Source organism: Bradyrhizobium sp. I71, assembly GCF_022354745.1.
GTDB classification, from domain to species: domain Bacteria; phylum Pseudomonadota; class Alphaproteobacteria; order Rhizobiales; family Xanthobacteraceae; genus Bradyrhizobium; species Bradyrhizobium liaoningense.
This window is the reverse complement of record NZ_CP059398.1, coordinates 6316694-6335662: the sequence shown is the minus strand read 5'-3', so window position 1 is coordinate 6335662 and position 18969 is coordinate 6316694. Positions and strand designations below refer to the sequence as shown.

Annotated in this window: 16 protein-coding genes; 1 reads left to right on the top strand and 15 read right to left on the bottom strand. The window is 65.6% G+C overall.

Features of this window, described 5'->3' with window-relative positions:
- Nucleotides 1-11: 11 nt before the first annotated feature.
- From FJV43_RS30255 to hydA, 11 genes are all read right to left on the bottom strand, one after another.
- Nucleotides 12-935, bottom strand: a complete 924-nt coding sequence (locus FJV43_RS30255; RefSeq protein ID WP_239622658.1) for an ABC transporter permease — start codon at nucleotides 933-935, stop codon at nucleotides 12-14.
- Nucleotides 932-1873: an ABC transporter permease gene (locus FJV43_RS30250; protein ID WP_239622657.1), complete on the bottom strand. Its 942-nt coding sequence runs from the start codon at nucleotides 1871-1873 to the stop codon at nucleotides 932-934. The genes FJV43_RS30255 and FJV43_RS30250 overlap by 4 nt, the downstream gene beginning before the upstream one ends.
- Nucleotides 1874-1890: 17 nt before the next feature.
- Entirely contained in the window at nucleotides 1891-3492 is a 1602-nt protein-coding gene (locus FJV43_RS30245) for an ABC transporter substrate-binding protein (protein WP_239622655.1), read from the bottom strand.
- Between the two features lie 141 nt (nucleotides 3493-3633).
- Nucleotides 3634-5304: an ABC transporter ATP-binding protein gene (locus tag FJV43_RS30240; RefSeq protein ID WP_239622654.1), complete on the bottom strand. Its 1671-nt coding sequence runs from the start codon at nucleotides 5302-5304 to the stop codon at nucleotides 3634-3636.
- On the bottom strand, nucleotides 5301-6149 hold the full coding sequence (locus tag FJV43_RS30235) for an ABC transporter permease (RefSeq protein WP_239622653.1): 849 nt from the start codon (nucleotides 6147-6149) through the stop codon (nucleotides 5301-5303). Before FJV43_RS30235 ends, FJV43_RS30240 begins: the two co-directional genes overlap by 4 nt.
- On the bottom strand, nucleotides 6146-7180 hold the full coding sequence (locus FJV43_RS30230; protein ID WP_239622652.1) for an ABC transporter permease: 1035 nt from the start codon (nucleotides 7178-7180) through the stop codon (nucleotides 6146-6148). The genes FJV43_RS30235 and FJV43_RS30230 overlap by 4 nt, the downstream gene beginning before the upstream one ends.
- Nucleotides 7181-7208: 28 nt before the next feature.
- Nucleotides 7209-8828: an ABC transporter substrate-binding protein gene (locus tag FJV43_RS30225; protein ID WP_239622650.1), complete on the bottom strand. Its 1620-nt coding sequence runs from the start codon at nucleotides 8826-8828 to the stop codon at nucleotides 7209-7211.
- A 96-nt stretch (nucleotides 8829-8924) separates the two neighbouring features.
- Nucleotides 8925-10361 carry an NAD(P)/FAD-dependent oxidoreductase gene (locus FJV43_RS30220; protein ID WP_239622649.1) on the bottom strand — a complete coding sequence of 479 codons (1437 nt, stop codon included), beginning with the start codon at nucleotides 10359-10361 and terminating at the stop codon, nucleotides 8925-8927.
- Nucleotides 10358-11107 (bottom strand): SDR family oxidoreductase, encoded by a 750-nt coding sequence (locus FJV43_RS30215; RefSeq protein ID WP_239622647.1) that lies wholly within the window; start codon nucleotides 11105-11107, stop codon nucleotides 10358-10360. The genes FJV43_RS30220 and FJV43_RS30215 overlap by 4 nt, the downstream gene beginning before the upstream one ends.
- A 1-nt stretch (nucleotide 11108) precedes the next feature.
- Nucleotides 11109-12083, bottom strand: coding sequence for an NAD(P)-dependent oxidoreductase (locus FJV43_RS30210; RefSeq protein WP_239622646.1), 975 nt, complete (start codon nucleotides 12081-12083; stop codon nucleotides 11109-11111).
- Between the two features lie 16 nt (nucleotides 12084-12099).
- Entirely contained in the window at nucleotides 12100-13569 is a 1470-nt protein-coding gene (gene hydA, locus FJV43_RS30205; RefSeq protein ID WP_239622644.1) for a dihydropyrimidinase, read from the bottom strand.
- 56 nt (nucleotides 13570-13625) lie between these two features.
- Between hydA and FJV43_RS30200 the strand changes: the two genes are divergently transcribed.
- Nucleotides 13626-14288 (top strand): aspartate/glutamate racemase family protein, encoded by a 663-nt coding sequence (locus FJV43_RS30200; protein WP_239622642.1) that lies wholly within the window; start codon nucleotides 13626-13628, stop codon nucleotides 14286-14288.
- Here FJV43_RS30200 and FJV43_RS30195 read toward each other — a convergent pair.
- The 4 genes from FJV43_RS30195 to FJV43_RS30180 all read right to left on the bottom strand — a co-directional run bounded on the left by FJV43_RS30195 (nucleotide 14285) and on the right by FJV43_RS30180 (nucleotide 18969).
- The gene (locus FJV43_RS30195) at nucleotides 14285-14944 is read right to left on the bottom strand and encodes a flavin reductase family protein (RefSeq protein ID WP_239622641.1); all 660 of its coding nucleotides are present in this window, start codon (nucleotides 14942-14944) and stop codon (nucleotides 14285-14287) included. The genes FJV43_RS30200 and FJV43_RS30195 overlap by 4 nt on opposite strands.
- 5 nt (nucleotides 14945-14949) lie before the next feature.
- Complete coding sequence (locus tag FJV43_RS30190) at nucleotides 14950-15882, bottom strand: N-carbamoyl-D-amino-acid hydrolase (protein WP_239622640.1); 933 nt, start codon at nucleotides 15880-15882, stop codon at nucleotides 14950-14952.
- A gap of 112 nt (nucleotides 15883-15994) precedes the next feature.
- Nucleotides 15995-17677, bottom strand: coding sequence for a long-chain-fatty-acid--CoA ligase (locus tag FJV43_RS30185; protein WP_239622639.1), 1683 nt, complete (start codon nucleotides 17675-17677; stop codon nucleotides 15995-15997).
- Complete coding sequence (locus FJV43_RS30180; RefSeq protein WP_239622637.1) at nucleotides 17674-18969, bottom strand: aspartate aminotransferase family protein; 1296 nt, start codon at nucleotides 18967-18969, stop codon at nucleotides 17674-17676. Before FJV43_RS30180 ends, FJV43_RS30185 begins: the two co-directional genes overlap by 4 nt.

The following is an 18969-nucleotide window of genomic DNA, read 5'->3' as shown; positions in this document are numbered from 1 at the left end:
GCCTCGATCCATCAGAGGCTCTTGGCCATGCGCGGGTCGAGCGCATCGCGAAGGCCGTCGCCGAGCAGATTCACGGCGAGAACGGTGACGGACAGGAACGCCGCCGGGAAGAACACGATGTAGGGCTTCACCTGCCACAGTGCGCGGCCCTCGGCCATGATATTGCCCCAGGACGGGATGGTCGGCGGCGTTCCGGCACCGATGAAGGACAGGATCGCCTCGGTGATCATGGCGCTGGCGCAGATATAGGTCGCCTGCACCAGCATCGGCGCGACCGTGTTGGGCAGGATATGGCGGAGGATGATCATTGGCGAGCGCGTGCCGCAGGCCACGGCCGCATCCACATAGGGCTGCTCGCGAAGCGACAGCACCACGCTGCGGACGAGGCGCGAGACACGCGGGATTTCGGCAACGGTGATCGCCAGGATGACGTTGCCGACGCTGCCGCGCGTCAGCGCCATCAGCGCGATCGCGAGCAGGATCGGCGGAATCGACATCAGGCCATCCATGAACCGCATCAGGATGCCGTCGGCCCAGCGGATGAATCCGGAGATCATGCCGATGGCGAGACCCGCCGCAGATGCGAAGATCGCGACCGACAGGCCGACCGTGAGCGAGACTCGCGCGCCGAACAGCACGCGGGAATAGATGTCGCGGCCGAGCACGTCGGTGCCGAACCAGAAATCGGCCGACGGCGCCCGTGTGCGCTTGGCGGGCGCGAGCGCGGTCGGGTCGACCGTGCCGAGATAAGGCGCGAAGACCGCGATCAGCACGAGCGTCAGCAGCAGCGCGCCGCCGATCGCGACCGTCGGATGGCCGCGCAGGAGGCCGACGAAGCCGCGCCGGATCGTGACCGGCCGCAGGATCTCGGGCAGCTGCGGCGCGACGACGAGACCGGCCGGCAGCGATTGCGGATTGACGGTGGTATCGGTCAATAGCGGATCCTCGGGTCAACGAGCGTGTAGACGACGTCGATCATCAGATTGACGAGGACGTAGACGAAGCTGAACAGAAGCACGATGCCCTGGATCACCGGATAGTCACGGCGCAGGATCGCATCGATGGTGAGGCGGCCGAGGCCGGGGATCGCGAACACGCTCTCGGTCACGACCGCGCCGCCGATCAGCAGCGCGATGCCGATCCCGATCACGGTCACGATCGGTACCGCCGCGTTCTTGAGCGCGTGAATGAACAGGATGCCGCCCTGCCCGAGTCCCTTGGCCTTCGCAGTGCGGATATAGTCCTGCTGCAGCACTTCGAGCATGGCCGCCCGCGTGATGCGTGCGACCAGCGCGATATAGACGCAGCCGAGCGCGATCGCCGGCAGGATCAGGTTCTCGAGCCACGGCCAGAAGCCCTGCGTGAGCGGCGTATAGCCCTGCACCGGCAGCCATTCGAGCTCCAGCGCGAAGATATAGGCGAGCATGTAGCCGACCACGAACACGGGCAACGAGAAGCCGAACACGGCAAAGCCCATGATGACGCGGTCGATCAGGCTGCCCGCCTTCCACGCCGCCACCACGCCGAGCGGCACCGCCACCACGATCGTGAGCAGCAGCGTGACCATCATCAGCGACAGCGTCGGACCGAGACGCTGCCCGATCATCGCCGAGACCGGCAGATTGGTGAAGATCGAGGTGCCGAGATCGCCGTGCAGGATGCGCCAGACCCAGCTTCCGAACTGGACCAGGAACGGACGGTTGAGGCCGAGGCTCTGCCGGATGCGCTCCACATCCTCCGGACTCGCCTGGTCGCCCGCGATCACCACGGCCGGATCACCCGGCGCGATGTAGAGCAGGCTGAACACGAACAGCGCGACGATCGCCATGACTGGCAAGGTCGCGACGATGCGACGGAGGATGTAGGAGAGCATCTGGCCTCAGCGCACGATCATGCAGACTTGGACACGCCCCAGAAGAACGGCAGCGGCCCCTTGGTGATGCCGGAGACGTTCTTGCGCCACGCAGTGTAGCTCAGGAAGAAGCCCGTCGGCGCGTAGACGACGTCATCGAGGGCCGCCCTGTTGAGGCGGCCGATGGCGGCCTTCTCCTCGTCGAGGTTCTTGGCCTCGAACCAGGACGCGACCTCCTTCTCCGTGCCGGGGCTGTTCGGCCAGCCGAACCAGGCCTTGTCGCCGTTGGCGCGAATGGCGGTGTATGGGGCGGGATTGATGCAGTCTGCGCCGGCGTGCCAGGTGTGGAACATGTTCCAGCCACCCTGTCCGGGCGGCGTCTTCTGCGCGCGGCGCGAGCCGACCGTGCCCCAATCGGTGGCGACGAAGTCGACATTCATGCCGAGCTTCTTCAGCAGGTCCGCGGTGACGTCGCCCTGTGCCTTGGTGATCGGCTGGTCCTGTGCCACCAGGCACGTCACCGGCTGGCCGGAATAGCCGCTCTCGGCCAGAAGCTTCTTGGCCGCATCGAGATCGCGCTTGCCCTTCAGGATCTCGCCGCCGGCTTCGCTGTAAAGCGGCGTCTCCGGCGTGAAGAAGCCGGGCAGCGGCTTCCAGAGTGCCGTGTCGTCGCCGACGATCGCGCGCATGTAGTCTTCCTGGCTGAGCGCCATCAGCACCGCTCGCCGCGCCCGCACGTCATTGAAGGGCGCAAAGAGATGGTTCATGCGGAACGAGCCGATATTGCCGAGGGGATCGCCAATATCGACGCTGATATTCTTGTTCTTCTTCAGGACCGGAACGAGGTCTGCAATCGGGCTCTCCCACCAGTCGACCTCGCCGTTCTGCAAGGCGGCGGCTGCCGTGGCGGGATCCGGCATCACGATCCATTCGACGCGATCGACCAGGATCTGCTTGCCACCCGCGAGCCAGGATGCCTTCTCCTGCCGCGGCACGTAGTCGGCGAACTTCTCGAACACCGCCTTCGCGCCGGGCACCCACTCGCCCTTGGCGAATTTCATCGGCCCGGAGCCGACATATTCGGTGATCTGCTTGAACGGATCGGTCTGCGCGATGCGCTCCGGCATGATGAAGCCGCACGGCGAGTTGTTCTTGGCCAGCGCGTAGAGCAGCTTCGGGAAGGGCTGCTTGAGCACCCATTTGAAGGTGCGGTCATCGACGGCCGTCAGCTCCTGCTGCAGCGCCTTGATCATCAGTCCCATCGGATCGCGCGCCGACCAGCGCGTCAGGCTTGCAACGACGTCCTTGCTCAGCACCGGCTCGCCGTCATGGAACTTGAGGCCCGGCCGCAATTTGAACGTCCAGGTCGTGCCGTCGTCGGTCACTTCCTCGGACTCGACCATCTGACGCTGCGGCTGCAGCGAGGAATCGATGCCGTAGAGCGTGTCCCAGACCATCGCGGCGGCATTACGCACGACATATTGCGTGCCCCAGATCGGGTCGAAATTGGCGAGATTGGCCTGGGGCACGAAGCGGAGGGTCCGGGCGGATGCGCCTTGCGCAATCGCGGGCGCCGAGAGACCGGTCAATGCCAGACCGCCCGCGCCGGCCAGTCCCTTCAATACGGTCCTGCGATCCATGAAATCCTCCCAGTAATGCCGTGATTCCGGCCAGCATTGGCCAGGGGCAAGTGAAACCGAGCCCATTTGCAAGCAAATGGTATGCCACTAAATGGGCCTTCGCCGGCGGATCTCATTTCTCTTTTTTGGCCGCGCGAGGCTTCACAGAGCGGCCGCCAGCGTCGGCCCAGTCTCGATGTGCGGGATCGCCTCGACCAGTTTGCGCGTGTAGTCGGTCTTCGGATTGTCGAACAGCGCCCGGCTTTCACCCTGCTCGACGATGCCGCCATTGCGCAGCACGATGGTGCGGTCGCAGAGCATGCGCACCACGTTGAGATCGTGGCTGACGAACAGCAGCGCGATGTCGTTCTCGCGCCGCAGGCGGTCGAGCAGTTGCAGCACCACTGCCTGAACCGAGACGTCGAGCGCGGCGGTCGGCTCGTCCAGCACCAGGAGCCGCGGCCGGCAGGCGATGGCACGGGCGATGCCGACGCGGGCCTTCTGCCCGCCGGAGAGCTGATGCGGAAACCGCGGCAACAGATCGAGCGGCAGCCCGACGCGCTGCGCGCATTCTTCCACCCGCTGACGCAGCGCCTCACCCGTGCGCATGCCGTCGAGCCGCATCAAGGGATGGGCAATACAATCGAACGCGGTAAAGCGCGGGTTGAGACTCTCGTTCGGATCCTGAAAGACCATCTGGATGTCTTTGCGAAATGGCGAGCGGTGAAAATCACGCGACGCCACGTGCCCGATCGACTGCCCGTCGAACACGATGTCGCCTTCGCTCGGGTCGATCAGGCGACAGATCATGCGCGACGTCGTACTCTTGCCTGAGCCGGACTCGCCGACCAGACCGACGCTCTCGCCGCCGGCCATGGTCATCGAGAAGTCGGCAACCGCGGCGGAGCCTTGGTCGAAACGCTTTGCGAGCTTTCGCACTTCCAGCAGCGGCGGCGTGCCATGTGGCAGCACCGGCCGCGGTTTGTCGAGAATGGCGTTGTAACGCTCTCTCTCCTCCTCAGTCACGAGGTCTTCGATCCGTGACGTCGCCGTCGGCGATGCCGCGACCAGGCGCCTCGTATAGGCGTGCTGCGGCGCGCTGAAGAGCTTGCCGGGGCTCGCCTCCTCGACGATGCGGCCACGCTCCATCACGGCGATGCGGCGGCAATAGCGCGCGGCGAGGCCGAGGTCATGCGTGATCAAAATCGTCGCCATGCCTCGCGCGGCGGCAATGTCTGCCAGCAGATCCATCACCACCTTCTGCGTGGTGACGTCGAGCCCGGTCGTCGGCTCGTCGGCGATCAGCAGCGCGGGATTGCAGGAGATCGCAATCGCGATCATGACGCGCTGGCACATGCCGCCCGAGAGCTCGTGCGGATAAGCGTTCATCCGCTGCTCGGGATCGCGGATCTGCACGGCGCGCAGCAGGTCCAGCGCCTCGGCGCGCGCGGCCTCCTTCGAGATGCGCTTGTGGGTGAGGATCGCGTCCGCGATCTGCAATCCGATGGCCCGGATCGGATTGAGCGCCGCCCGCGGGTTCTGGAAGATCATCGACATCGCGGCGCCCTGGAGCTGGCGGAGGTCATCGCCCCTGAGCTTCGTCACGTCCTGGCCGCGAAACAGGATCTTGCCCCCGGTGACGCGCCCGGCGGCATCGAGCAACCGCGTCGTCGCAAAGCCGGTGACCGACTTGCCCGAGCCGCTCTCGCCGACGAGGCCGAGCATCTCACCGGCCTTGACGGTCAGCGTCACGCCGCGCACGGCCTCGACCATTCCGCGCCGCGTCGAGAACGCGACGTGGAGGTCGTCGATCCTGAGCAGGTCCTCGCTCATGTGCGCATCCGGGGATCGAGAATGTCCCGCATCCCGTCACCGAGGAGATTGAAGCACAGCACCGCCATCATCAGCGCGAGGCCTGGAAACGCCACCAGCCACCACCGCCCCGTCGAGATGAAGCGCGCGCCTTCGGCGACCATGATGCCCCATTCCGGCGTCGGCGGCTTGACGCCGAGGCCGATGAAGGACAGGCCGGCCGCGTTCAGAATCGCCCAGCCGAGATTGAGCGAGATCTGCACCGCCATCGCCGGCAGGATGTTCGGCAGCAGAAAACGCAGCACCACGGAAAAATGGCTCTCGCCGCAGGCGCGTGCGGCCTCGACCCAGCCGACATTGCGCCTGACGTTGACCTCGGCCCGTGCAAAGCGGATGTAGAAGGGAAGATTGATGATCGCGGTCGCAATCACGATGTTCTCGATCCGGTTGCCGAGCGCGGCCACCATCGCCATCGCCAGCACGAACAGCGGAAACGCCATCATCACGTCGACGAAACGGCCGACGGCGCGATCGAGCCGGCCGCCGGCATAGCCGCAGAACGCGCCGACGACGGCCCCGATCACGAAGGAGATTCCGACCGCGGAGACCGCGATAGCGAGGTCGAGCCGCGCGGCGATGATGAGACGGCTGAACACGTCGCGCCCGAGTTGGTCCGTACCGGCAATGTGCGTCGCGCTCGGCGGCTGCAACGCCTCCGAGACGTTCGAGGCTACGGGATCGTAAGGCACGATCCACGGTCCGAAGATCGCGACCAGGACGAAGAGGAGCACACCGGTCGCAGCAACCGCGGTGAGCGGATTGCCGCGCAGTATCCAGACCGAATGGCGAAGGGTTGCACTGGTCATTCGATCGACACCCGGGGATCGGCGATGCCGTAGCAGACATCGACCACGAGATTGACCAGCACGAACAGGCTGGCCATCAGCAGCACGAAGCCCTGCACCGGCGCATAGTCGGACGAGAGCAGCGCATCGAGCGCATAGGAAGCCACGCCCGGCCAGGAGAACACCTTCTCCACCAGCACGTTGGCGCCCAGCATGGTCGAGAACACGATGCCGGCGATGGTGATGACGGGAAGGATCGCATTGCGCAGCGCATAGGTCACGACCACCTTGCGCCAGGACAATCCGACCGAGCGCGCGGTGCGCACGAAATCGCTGCCGAGCGAGACCAGCATCGACGCGCGCGTGATCCGCGCCAGCGGCGCGATCACGAACAAGGCCATGCTCAGCGCCGGCAGGATCAGCTGCTTGCAAGCCGCCCACCAGCCGTCGAGATCGCCAGCCAGCAGGAAATCGATGGAGAGAAAACCGGTGTGCTGCGGCGGCAGCGAGGTGAAGACGTCGATGCGCCCGGTCGGATCAGGAGCCAGCCCGAGCAGATAGTAGAAGACGTAGATCAACAGCAGGCCCGACACGAAGGTCGGCACGCAGACACCGAGAGCGCAGAACAGCCGCACGCCGTGATCGACGATCGAGCCCGGCCGCAAGGCCGCGACCACCCCGAGCGGCACCGCCGCGATCAGCGCGATCAGGAGCGCGGTGAAGGTGAGCTCGAGCGAAGCAGGCAGCCGCTCGCGCAGATCCTTGAGCACCGGCTGGCCCGTCATCATGGAGCGGCCGAGATTGCCGTGGCCGATGTCGGAGAGATAGAACACGAGCTGCTCCGGCACCGACTTGTTGAGCCCCATCTGCTTGCGGATCTGCTCGATCTCCTCCTTGCCGGCATTGGGCCCCGAGGCGAAGAACACCGCGGGGTCGCCGGGCAGGACGCGCATCAACAGGAAGGTGAAGACCAGCACGCCGAACAGCGCCGGCAGCGAAGACAGAAGCCGCCTGCCCGCTCTCACTATCGTTGCACCAAGACCGGTCTTCACCCTTAGGAGCCTCTCTTGCCTTCAGACGTTACTTGCGGCTGAGGTTGCGGTAGTCGACCTGACGATGGAACTCGTAGATGTAGCCCTCGACCGAGGTCGCCATCACCGCATCCTGGTTCGGCTGCCACAGCATGATCTGGGGCATCAGGTCGACATGCATCGCGTTGAGCTTGCGGCCGTCCTCCTCGTATTTGGCCTTATCCGGCTCGAACCGGGCTTCCTGGGCGATCGCCGACAGCTCGGCATTGTTGATCGAGCTGTAATTCCAGCGCTGATTGCCGGTATAGAAGTTGCGGTAGAAGTAGTCCGTCGACGGCAGCCAGGCGATGATGCCTTCGGTGAAGAAGGGCACCTTCTTCTCGTTGATCAGCGTCGACATCTGCGCGTCCGGCAGCTTCTGGATGTCGACCTTGATGCCGATCTTGCCGAGCGACTCCTTGACCAGCGCCGCCATCGGCTCCGCCTGGGAGGCCCATCCGACATTGAAGCTGAAGGTGGTCGAGAAGCCGTCTGGAAGGCCGGCGGCCTTGAGATATTCTTTTGCCTTGTCGAGGTCGAGCTTGACCGGCTGCTGGAACGGATAAGTCCCGTTCAGCGGCTTGCCGTCCGGCCAGCTGGCGCCATACAGCGGCGCGCCGCGGCCGAACAAGGCCGCCTTGAACATGTCCTCGTAAGGCAGCGCGAACGCGATGGCGCGGCGGACGTTGACGTTGTCGAAGGGCGGTATCTGGTTGTTCATCGAGACGAACGTGATCGCGTTGTATTGCGGCGTCGAGACCACCTTCAACTTGCCCTTGGCTTCGAGCGACTGCACGTCGCTTGCCTGAAGATCGAGCACGATATCTGCGTCGCCGCGCTCGACCAGATTGGCGCGAGTTGCCGGCTCCGGTACCGATTGCACGATGACGCGCTTGAAGGAGGCGGGCTTGCCGGGAGAACCGCGGTTCCAGGCCTCGTTGCGCTTGAGGGTCACCTGCTCGCCGGGCTTGAAGGTCTCGACGATGTAGGCGCCGCTGCCTGCGGTGTGCTCCTTCAGCCAGGCCATCGCCCACGGATCGTCCGCGGTCGCATGCTCCTTCGCCAGCTTCGAATTGATGATCATCGGATAGACGGTGGCGAGATTCGGCAGCGCCAGCTTGTCGGGCTTCGGCAGCGTCACCTCGATCGTCAAGGGATCGATCACCTTGAACTGATCGGCGGATGTCAGCGACCCCGTCAGCAGCTGCGCCTTGCCGAGGATCGGCGCGGTGACGCAGCGGTCGAGCGACCACTTCACGTCATCCGCCGTCACCGGCGAGCCGTCCTGGAACTTGGCGTCCTTGCGCAGATGGAACGTGATCTTCAGCTTGTCAGGACTGACGTCATAGGACTCGGCGAGCTCGCCCGTGATCGTGTCGAGATCGAACACCCATTTGCCGTTGATCTGCTTGCGGCCGAACGACACAAGCCGATCGTAGGTGCTCATGCTGAGTCCGAAGGATTCGCGCGTCGCGCCGGGAATGTTGGGATCGAGCGTGTTGACCGACGCGCCGGTCACATAGCGCAGCGTTTCCGCTCTGGATTGCGCGTGCGAAGGCGCGGTCGCGATCAGCAACAGCGCAGTGATGGCAAGGACTGAGGTCGCGGACCTGAAAGACACAAAACGCATTCGTTTTCCCTTGAATTTCGAGCAGGAAGGCCGGCAAGGCTGGTCAAGAAAGAAGCAATTTGCGCGCCAATCTTCGCCGTGGCGGGGCATGGATGATCATCGCGGTTGCTCCATTGCTCGCGCTGGCCGCGTGACCACGGCCTGCGGCACGTCATAGGCGCTGAGCGAAGCCCAGTGCCGCTCGACATCAGCGCGGAACAGGCCGCGTGTCAGGCCATTCACGAGCTTGGGCACTGCGGTGGTCATCGCATTGATCGACGATCCCGAGGCACCAAAGCTCATGGTGGAGGCGATCGCGAAGAGATGGATGTCGGAGATCCACGGCGTCTTTCCAGGCACGCGCTCGCTGAAGGCATAGTCGTCGGCGAGATAGGGAAAGCGGCCGAGCCGTTCGTTGCGTTCGCCCTCCGGCGGCTGATAGCGGTCCGCCCAGGTGGCGATATTGCCGGCAAACCTGGAGAGCTCGCCGCGCCCCGCAAAGTCCATGTCGATGCCTGCGCCGCAAATGACGAAATCGGCGGTGATGGCGCCCCGCGACGTCTGCAATTCAATGGCTTTGCCTGTCTCGCGCGCCGCTTCGATCGGCGCGCCCTCGTGCAGGATGAAATTGGCGTGGCGCGCGCAGCGGTCATAGGTCGCTTGCGGAAATCCTTCCCGCATCTCGAGCACCTTGCGCATGAAGCGCCAGCGCCAGGCATCATCGAGATCGCTGAGATGGCGCAGGAAGCCGCGGAAGGTCAGCCAGCGATAGGGTTGGATCACCTGGATCTGCGCACGGCGGCACAGCAGGTGCACCTCGGCAGCACCCGCCTCCAACGCGGTGGCCGCATTATCGAAGGCGGAGGCGCCGGCGCCGATCACGGCGACACGCTTGCCGCGCAAGCTTTCGAAATCGATGGCGTCGGCGACGGTCGCGACCGAGCTCGCCGGCAGATCACGCAGCGGCTCCGGGATCATCCAGCCGCCCATGCCCTCCTGTCCCGTCGCCAGCACGATCTTGCGCGCATAAAGCGTCTCCACCCCTGCGGCATGCTTCACGCGCGCGGCGAGCAGGCCGTCGGCCGCTGGCGCGATCTCCAGGAGCTCACAGCCGTTGCATACCGGCAGGCCGAGTGTGCGCCGCAGCCAGAGCAGATACTCGGCCCAGTGCGCGCGCGGAATCAGATCGAGCGTCTGCCAGCTCTCCTTGCCGAACCGGGCTTCGTGCCAGGACTGGTAGGTGAGGCTCGGGATGTCGAGGTCGGGACCGGTGTAATCCTTCGGGCTGCGCAGCGTTGGCATCCGGGCATAGGTGAGCCACGGGCCCTCCTTCCCCTCCTCGGCCTTGTCGATCAGGAGGATGTTGCTGACGCGCGAGCGCATCAGGCCGAAGCCGATGGCGATGCCGGATTGGCCGGCGCCGATGATGAGCACATCCAGCGCAGGATTGCCGTCCGGCCCGGTCTTCGGTTCGAGCCATGCGGCACCGGGATGCGCGATCTTGTCGAGATCGGCGCGAACGCCCGCTTCAAGTTTTGCCAGCGCGTCACTCATGCCGCGAGCCAGCCTCCGTCGACCACCATCACGGTGCCGGTCGTGAACGAGGACGCATCGCTGGCGAGATGCAGCGCGGTCTGGGCGATCTCCTCCGCCTGACCGAACCGCTTCATGGCATGGCGGTTGCGCGAGGCCTCGCGCACCTCCTCCGAATTGGCGTGGCGGGCAAAGCTGCGGCGAAGCATCGGCGTATCGATCGCGCCCGGTGCAATCGCGTTGATGCGGATGCCGTCGGCGGCGAAATCCACCGCCATGGTCCGGGTCAGGCTGACGATCGCCCCTTTGGCGGCGATATAGGCGCTGTTGCCCCTGCCGCCGGCCATCGCGAGCTGCGAGGCCAGCGTGATGATCGAACCGCTGTTCTGCCGCTGCATGTGCGGCACCGCCACCCGCGCCCACAGCCAGGTGCCGCCGACATTGGCGCGGAACACCGCGTCCCAATCGTCCGGGCTCGTCGTCAGCACGGTGCCGCCGCAGGAGAAGCCTGCTGCCGTCATCAGGATGTCGAGCCGGCCGTGCCGCGCGATGACCTCGCCGACAACAGTCTCGGCGAATGCAGCATCGCCGACGTCGCCGACATGCGTCGTTGCTTCACCTACCAGACCTAGCGTTTCCTGGAGGCCCGCGGCATCGAGATCGACCAGAGCGAGACGCGCTCCTTCTTCTGCAAACAGTTTTGCGCTGGCGCGGCCAATGCCCGAGCCTGCCCCGGTGATGATGGCGGTGCGCCCCTGCAGCCGCATGTCAGATCCCCTCCTTGTGCTGCACCCACCAGGCGCTCATCGCAGCGGCGGACTCGGCGCAGCCGAACCGCGCGCGCCAGCCGAATTCGTCGGCCATCCGTGCAACCGAGAGCGGTGCACGATCACCCCCGTGGAGCTTGATAACCGTGCTTTCTCCGGGCACCGCCAGCCGGCAGTGCAGGCCGGGATGAAGTGCCGCAAAGGCCTCGCCCCATTGCAGCGCCGACCAGGCCGCGCCACTGGAGATGTTGTAGAGACGATGGCGTGGCCGCTCGGCCTCGACCAGCACAGCCACGGCCTCGGCGGCGTCGACGGCGTAGGTCCAATCTTTAAGGCCAGGTCCCGGCATGATCGCCGGCTCGCCGCGGGCGAACGCGGCCAGGATCTGGAATTGGAGGCTGGGCGTATCGCGCACCGCGCCGGCCCGCTCCCACGGACCAAACACGGCGCTCAGCCGCACGCTCAGAAAATCGCCGCCAAAGAGCTCGGCATGGCGCGCGACGGAGCGCTCCGAGGTGAATTTGCTGATGGCGTAGAACGAGACGGGATCGCAGGCCGTTTCCTCGTCCAGGACTTGATGACGCTGGCCCGCGGCGCCATAGGCAGACGCCGAGGATAAATTGACGACGCGGCGAACGCCGTGACGGATCGCCGCTTGCAGGATCGGGATCTGTGCCATGACGTTGATCTCGAGAACGCGCGCGGGCGATGCGCGTTCGAGGTCATCGCCTGCAGTGACCGCGGCGCCCAGCACGATTGCGTCCCAGCCTTCAGCGATGAGGGCATCGATGCCGGCCGCATCGGTGACATCGCCTTGAACGAGTCGGAGCCGCTCCCGAGAATCCAGCAGGGATCGCTGCGCAGCCGGCGGCAGCGGCGAACGATCATACAGCGTCACCTCATGGCCGCGCGCGAGCAGAACCTCGGCAAGATTGAGGCCGACAAAGCCGGTGCCGCCGAAGATGACGATCTTCATCGCGCGCGATCCACCGTCACAGCAACTTTGCCCCAAAATTCCGCTCCGGATCCATGTCGGCAACGAGCCGGCCGGTCGGCTTCGCCGCCTCGCCGCCGCTGCGCGCCAGGAATTTTCCGCTGCCGGCGCTCGCGAGGCACTTGTTGCCGTCGATGACCACGCGGCCACGCGAAAGCACCGACACCGGCCAGCCCTTCACCTTGCGGCCCGCGAACGGCGTGTAGCCGGTGAGATCGTGCATCATCTCGTCTGCGATCGTCACCTCGCGGTTCGGATCCCAGATCGCGACGTCGGCATCGGCGCCGACGGCGATCGAGCCCTTGCGCGGATGCAGATTGTAGATCTTTGCCGGCGCCGTCGCCGTCAGCTCGACGAATTTCTCCAGGCCCAGCCGGCCCTTCGAAACCATCGCGTCGAACAGCAGCGGCAGCCGCAGCTCCAGTCCCGGCAGGCCGTTGGCGACCTGCTTGAAGTTCGGATTGGGACCGGCGCGCAGCTTGCCGGTCTCGTCGTAACGATACGGCGCGTGGTCCGACGAGATGGTCTGGAGGTCGCCGAGCGAGAGCGCCTGCCAGAGCGCCTCCTGGTCGGCATGCGTGCGCGGCGGCGGGCTGCACATCCACTTGGCGCCCTCGGAGCCGGGCTTGTCGAGATCGCCTGCCGTGAGGAACAGATATTGCGGACATGTCTCGGCGAAGACCTTGAGCCCCTGCCCGCGCGCATCGCGGATCACCTTGGCGCCTTCGGCGGTCGAGACGTGGAAGATCATGATCGGCTGGTCGATCAGCGCCGCCATGCCGATCAGCCGGGTGAACGCTTCCGCCTCCGAAACGCGGGCGTGGCTGACGGCGTGGTATTTCGGCATGGTGTAGCCGCGCGCGAGCAGGCGCTTGACCATCCAGGCGATGATGCCGTGGTTTTCGGCATGCGCGCACAGCATCGCGCCGGACTGGCGCGCGGCGAGCAGAATGTCGAGCAGCGGCTCGTCGTCGACCTTGAGCCGGTCATAGGTCATGAAGATCTTGATCGAGGCATGCCCCTGCTTCACCAGCGCCGGGATGTGCTCCTCGACCGTCTCCTTGGTCGCGTCCGCAATGATCATGTGAAAGGCGTAGTCGATCATGGCGCCCTTCCTCGCCAGCGCGTGATAGTCCTCCACCACCTGCGGCAGCTTCATGCCGACATGCTGCGCGGCAAACGGGATCACCGTGGTGGTGCCGCCGAAGGCAGCAGAGACCGTCGCGCTTTCGAACGTATCGGCATTCATGATGCCGGCAGCGGAGAGCTGCTCGATATGAGCATGGCTGTCGACGCCGCCGGGCAGCACCAGCTTGCCGCGCGCGTCGATCTCGCGTTTGGCGCCCGGCAGGCCCTTTCCGACGGCTGCGATGGTCTCGCCGGAAATCGCAACGTCGGCCTCGAATACGTCGGTGGTGGTGGCGACGCGGCCACCGCGGATGATCAGGTCGTAAACGGGTTCAGTCATGAGGCACTCCATGATATGCCTGAAACGAGTGATCTCCATTTTGCAGGAAGACCATCATGTCCCGGCCGCGCATTCTCGTCATCAATCCGAACTCCAACCACAAGGTCACGCAAGGGCTGGAGGATGCGCTGAAGCCGCTCGACTTCGAGGGCGGGCCGGAAGTGGTCTGCCAGACGCTGGCCGAGGGTCCCTTCGGCATCGAGAGCCAGGCCGACGTCGACAGCGTCGCGATGCCGCTGCGCCGGCTGGTCGAGAGTGACAACAGCTCGGCCGCCTTCGTCATCGCCTGCTACAGCGATCCCGGACTGCAAGTCTGCCGTGAAGGTACCGACCGCCCCGTGTTCGGCATCGCCGAGTGCGGCGTGCTGACCGCGCTTTCGCGCGCCGAGACCTTCGGCGTCATCGCGATCGCCCAGCGATCGATCCCGCGTCACATGCGCTATCTCAGGCAGATGGGGCTGACCGACCGCCTCGCCGGCGAGCGGCCGCTGAACATGAGCGTTGCGGAAACGGCCTCGGGCGAAGGCACGCTGGCGAAAATGATCGAGGTCGGCCGCGCGCTGCGCGACGAGGACGGCGCCCGTGCCATCGTGATGGGCTGCGCCGGCATGGCGCGCCATCGCCGTCCGCTCGAAGACGCGCTGCGAATCCCGGTGATCGACCCGACGCAGGCGGCCGTCACCATGGCGCTGGGCACGGTGCAGTTCTCGGCTCACTAGGCGTCCTTCAGCTCTCTGGCGTCCTGCCGCGCGAGCCATTGCGCATGGCTCTCGCGGACAAGCGCAAACGTATCCCGCTGCGTCGTGTAGAGATTGCCGAACATGCGGCCGATCGGCCGGTAGGCATCGAGATCGACATACATGTTGGCGGTATCGACGAGGCCCTCGCGCGCGTGCACCCTGATCACCTCGCCAACCAGCAACTCGCGATCCGCCGAGAAAGTCAGCACCACGTGGCGCCGGCATTCCAGCGCGAACGGCGCCGCGGCGAGGCGCGGCACCTTCACGTCGATCGACGGAAGCGTGGCAAGCCCGATCGCGGCGACCTCGCTGTCGCCGGAGGGGAAATCGACCGCGCAGTCGTTCATCGCCACCGACAGCGCTTCATCCACCATGTGCACGACGAATTCGCCGTCGCGATGGATGTTGCGGGTCGTGTCCTTCGGGCTGTGATCGGGCTTGTGCTGCAGCCCGAGCACGATCAGCGCGGGGCTTTCCGAGAAGACGTTGAAGAAGCTGAACGGCGCGGCATTGACAGCTCCGTTCTCGTCCAGCGTCGTCACCAGCGCGATCGGCCGCGGCACCACAACGCCGCAGAGCAGCTTGTAGCGGTCACGCGCGTCAAGCTCGCGCAGGGAGATGCCCTTGTCAGCCATCGGCGTCACGTCTCCGGCGGCGGCACCGCGCCGGTCTGGCTGGTGATCAGGCCGTAATGCTCGATGCGGCGATGCCGGGCGAAATCGAAGATCGTGGTCTTGCCGAAGGTCGTTGCATCGAGGTCGCAAGGATGGACCAGGACCTCGTCCTCCTCCGTCTTCGCTTCGGCCACGATCTCGCCGTTGGGATCGACGATCAGGCTGCCGCCGAACAGCGGATGGCCGTCCTCGACGCCGGCCTTGGCCACCGCGACCACCCAGGTCGCGTTCTGGTAGGCGCCGGCCTGCACCGAGAGGCGATTGTGGAACAGGCGCTTTTCGACGCCCTCTTCGCTCTTCTCGGCATTCACGGATGGCGTGTTGTAGCCGATCAGCACCATCTCGACGCCCTGCAAGCCCATGACGCGATAGGTCTCGGGCCAGCGGCGGTCGTTGCAGATCGCCATGCCGATGATGCCGCCCAGCGTACGCCAGACCTTGAAGCCGAGATCGCCCGGCTCGAAATAGCGCTTCTCCAGATGCTGGTGCGAGCGTTTGGTGTCGTATTCCACATGGCCCGGCAGATGGACCTTGCGGTATTTGCCGACGATCTTGCCGGACTTGTCGGTGAGAACCGCGGTGTTGAAATGATGGCCGTCCGGCGTCAGCTCCGCATAGCCGAAATTCATCGCCATTCCGTGCTGCGCGGCACGCTCGAACAGCGGCCTTGTCGCCGCGTTCGGCATCTCCCGCTCGAACCAGACGTCGAACTCGGCCCGGTCCTCGACATACCAGCGCGGGAAGAACGTCGTCAGCGCCAATTCGGGATAGACGATCAAGTCGGCGCCCTTGCTCTTGGCCTCGTCCATCAGCGCGATCATGCGCTTGACCACGACCTCGCGGCTGTCGGCTTTCTGGATCGGGCCCATCTGGGCGGCGGCGACATTGACGATTCGCATCAGCGACTTCCTGATCTCTTCACGAATTTCTTGGCGAGGCTGGGGATCGCAGCTTCAAGGGCGTAGCGGCAGCATAACGCCGCCTTGCGTCCGTTTTCCAGCCAAGCAGATTTCATGCCGTTCGCCCCCATTCGGCGTCCTGCAACAGCCGCCAGTTGATCTTGTTGCTTGCGGTGCGCGGCAGCTGGTCGACGAAGACGACCGTGCGCGGCGCCTTGTAGCTGGCCATCGCGCCGCGCGCCCAGCCAACGATGTCGTCGGGCGATGTCGTTGCCCGCGCCGCCTCATCCAGCACGACCAGCGCCTTGACGGTCTCGCCGCGGTAATCGTCCGGCGCCGAAATGACGCAGCACTCCCGGATCGCGCGGTTCTGATACATCGCGGCCTCAACCTCGGCCGGCCACACCTTGAAGCCGCTGACATTGATCATCCGCTTCAGGCGATCGACGGCGAAGAAATAGCCCTCGGCATCGCGATAGCCGAGATCGCCCGTACGCAGGAACCGCTTGCCGTCAAGTTCGATGAAGGCCTCGGCATTCGCCTGCGGCCTGTTCCAGTAACCCTGCAACACCTGCGGTCCGTGCACGACGATTTCGCCGACCACGTTGTCGCCGAGCTCGATCAGGCTCTCGGGATCGACGACCCTTGCGTCGGTCTCCTGCACGGCGATGCCAAGGCACTGCCGCTTCGGCGCCGCCATCGGGTTGAGATGCGTCGGCGACATCGTCTCGGTCATGCCGTAGCCCTCGACGAAGTCGAGCCCGAAGCGCCCCTTGAGCCGTTCGGCGACCGCGGTCGGCATCGCCGCGCCGCCGCCGGTCAGAACCTTGAGCTTCGCAAAGCATTTGTCGCGAAACCGGGCGCTGGCGAGCACGTCGACGATCATGGTCGGCGCGGCGTTCCAGAACGTCACGCCATGGATCTCGAACAGATCCGGCAACAGATCCTTGTCCCAGCGCGCCATCAGGAGCAGCGTGGCCCCGGTGACCATCGCCGCATTCATCGAGCCCTGCATGCCCGCAACATGGAACAAAGGCATGAAGCCGGTCATCACGTCGCTGCCATCGAGCCGATACCAGCGCGCCTGCAAGACGGCGGTGAACAGCGCGCTGCGATGCGTGTGCATGCACGCCTTGGGCTTGCCTGTGGTGCCCGACGTGTAGGGCAGGATCATGAGATCGTCCGGCCCCGCGGTCATCACACCCGGCTGCAAGCCTTGTGCGATCGCGGACGACCAGGAATGCCAGCCCGGCGATGACGGCACCTCGGCCGGCGCTTCCGTCACGCATGATGGCAGCGTATAGGGCGTCGCGGCTGGAATCTCGTCGCGATACTGCGCGACGATCGCATGCCTGATGGCCTCGCCCAGCAGCGGGGCAAACACATCGCTCAGTTCGCTCCCGATGAGCGCGACCTTGGCTCCGCTGTCCACGGCGAGATACGCGATCTCGGCGGTCTTGTTCATGGGATTGACGGGTACGATCACGGCGTCCGCCCGCATCACCGCGTAATAGGCGATGACATATTGCGGCGAGTTCTGAAGCGCGATCATGACGCGGTCGCCGCGCTTCACCCCGCAGGCGCCCTGCAGGAAGCCGGCCATGGCATCGACGCGGTCGCGCAGCTCGGCGTAGCTCAGGCTTGCGCCGTAGAACACCGTCGCCGGATGCGACGCTCGTTCACGTGCTGCACGCGCCAGCGCGTCGTAGAGCGTTCCCTCCGGCATCGCGAGATGCCAGGACTCATCCGCCGGCCAGGCCGGCGACCGGCGTGGCGTTGCATGATCCGCGCTCACCCGTGCTCCTCGTCAGCGATATCGAGTCCGTGATCGAGCGCATCCAGAAGCTGGTCAGCCTCGCGCTCGGAAATGACGAGCGGCGGCGCCAGGAACAGCGAGGTCTGCTCGCCGCTGGTACCGATCACCGCACCGGCTTCCAGCGCCCGCTCCGCGACGCGCGAGGCGATCGGCACCTCCGTGGTGTCGGCATGCCAGGTCCGCCAATCCGGCCCGTGCAGTTCCACCGTCCAGTGCAGCCCCTGCCCCGCGACGCGCTGCACGCTCGGATGCTTCTGCGCGATCGCGAGCAGGCGGCGGATGAACCGCTTCTCGAGCTGCTGCACACGCTCCAGAATCCCGTCCTCGGTGACAACCTTCAGATAGGCGCTGACGGCCGCCATGCTGATGGGATGGCCGCGCAGCGTGCCGTAGTTCTGCCAGCTCGTCCCCTTGAGCCGCTCGACGATGTCCTTGGACACCACGACCGCCGCCACCGCCGCGGCGCCACCGCCGAGCGACTTGCCCAGCGTGACGATGTCCGGGCGGCTTTGCGCCCCCTGGAACGCGAACCAGCGGCCCGCGCGCCCCGCGCCGGTCACGACCTCGTCGGCGATCCAGTAGGAGCCCGCCTGCCGCGCGCAGCGCGCCACTTCGTCCTGATATTCGCCGTCGTAATAGATGCCGCCCTGGGTGTAGTCGATGATGGTTGCCGCCGTGTCCGAGAGCAGCCGCGTGGCATCCGCGAGATACTCGCTCGGCGGCGTATTGTTGGCCGGTGCACCGTAGATCGCGCCATCCGGCGCCGGCAGGATCCGCACCGGCGCCATCGGCGCCGGCAGCTTCGAACCACCGGTATGCACCGCGAGCCCGCCGTGCCATTGCGGCTGCACCGTCATGCTGCGCGACAGGCCGGTGATGCCGTGATAGGCGCGCTCGCGCGTCGCCAATGCGGACCGCTGCGTCAGCGCCTGACAGAGCGACAGCGCCATGTCGTTGGCCTCGCTGCCGCTGATGCAGAAGCGCACCGCGCCGACCCAGTCCTCCTCGCCTTTGAAAGCGGTCGCCATCAGATCGTCCGCCGCCTGCTCGCGGCCGACCCAGGTCCAGCCCTCGTTGACGACAGGCGTATCCGCCGCGCGGCGGATCGCCTCCACCATCGCGGGATGGCGATGGCCGAGACCGCCACCGGTGTTGCTGCCGTCGATGAGCTTGCGGCCATCGGACAGGTGGAAGTAGACGCCCTCGCCGCCGACCACGGCCATCGGCGCGCTGTCGCCCGCATTCAGCCCGGTTCGCAACAATCTGCTCAT

Coding starts and splice junctions, on each gene's coding strand:
- FJV43_RS30250 (WP_239622657.1), bottom strand. CDS start 1,873: ATGCTCTCCTACATCCTCCGTCGCATCGTCGCGACCTTGCCAGTCATG.
- FJV43_RS30245 (WP_239622655.1), bottom strand. CDS start 3,492: ATGGATCGCAGGACCGTATTGAAGGGACTGGCCGGCGCGGGCGGTCTG.
- FJV43_RS30240 (WP_239622654.1), bottom strand. CDS start 5,304: ATGAGCGAGGACCTGCTCAGGATCGACGACCTCCACGTCGCGTTCTCG.
- FJV43_RS30235 (WP_239622653.1), bottom strand. CDS start 6,149: ATGACCAGTGCAACCCTTCGCCATTCGGTCTGGATACTGCGCGGCAAT.
- FJV43_RS30225 (WP_239622650.1), bottom strand. CDS start 8,828: ATGCGTTTTGTGTCTTTCAGGTCCGCGACCTCAGTCCTTGCCATCACT.
- FJV43_RS30220 (WP_239622649.1), bottom strand. CDS start 10,361: ATGAGTGACGCGCTGGCAAAACTTGAAGCGGGCGTTCGCGCCGATCTC.
- FJV43_RS30215 (WP_239622647.1), bottom strand. CDS start 11,107: ATGCGGCTGCAGGGGCGCACCGCCATCATCACCGGGGCAGGCTCGGGC.
- FJV43_RS30210 (WP_239622646.1), bottom strand. CDS start 12,083: ATGAAGATCGTCATCTTCGGCGGCACCGGCTTTGTCGGCCTCAATCTT.
- hydA (WP_239622644.1), bottom strand. CDS start 13,569: ATGACTGAACCCGTTTACGACCTGATCATCCGCGGTGGCCGCGTCGCC.
- FJV43_RS30200 (WP_239622642.1), top strand. CDS start 13,626: ATGTCCCGGCCGCGCATTCTCGTCATCAATCCGAACTCCAACCACAAG.
- FJV43_RS30195 (WP_239622641.1), bottom strand. CDS start 14,944: ATGGCTGACAAGGGCATCTCCCTGCGCGAGCTTGACGCGCGTGACCGC.
- FJV43_RS30190 (WP_239622640.1), bottom strand. CDS start 15,882: ATGCGAATCGTCAATGTCGCCGCCGCCCAGATGGGCCCGATCCAGAAA.
- FJV43_RS30180 (WP_239622637.1), bottom strand. CDS start 18,969: ATGAGCAGATTGTTGCGAACCGGGCTGAATGCGGGCGACAGCGCGCCG.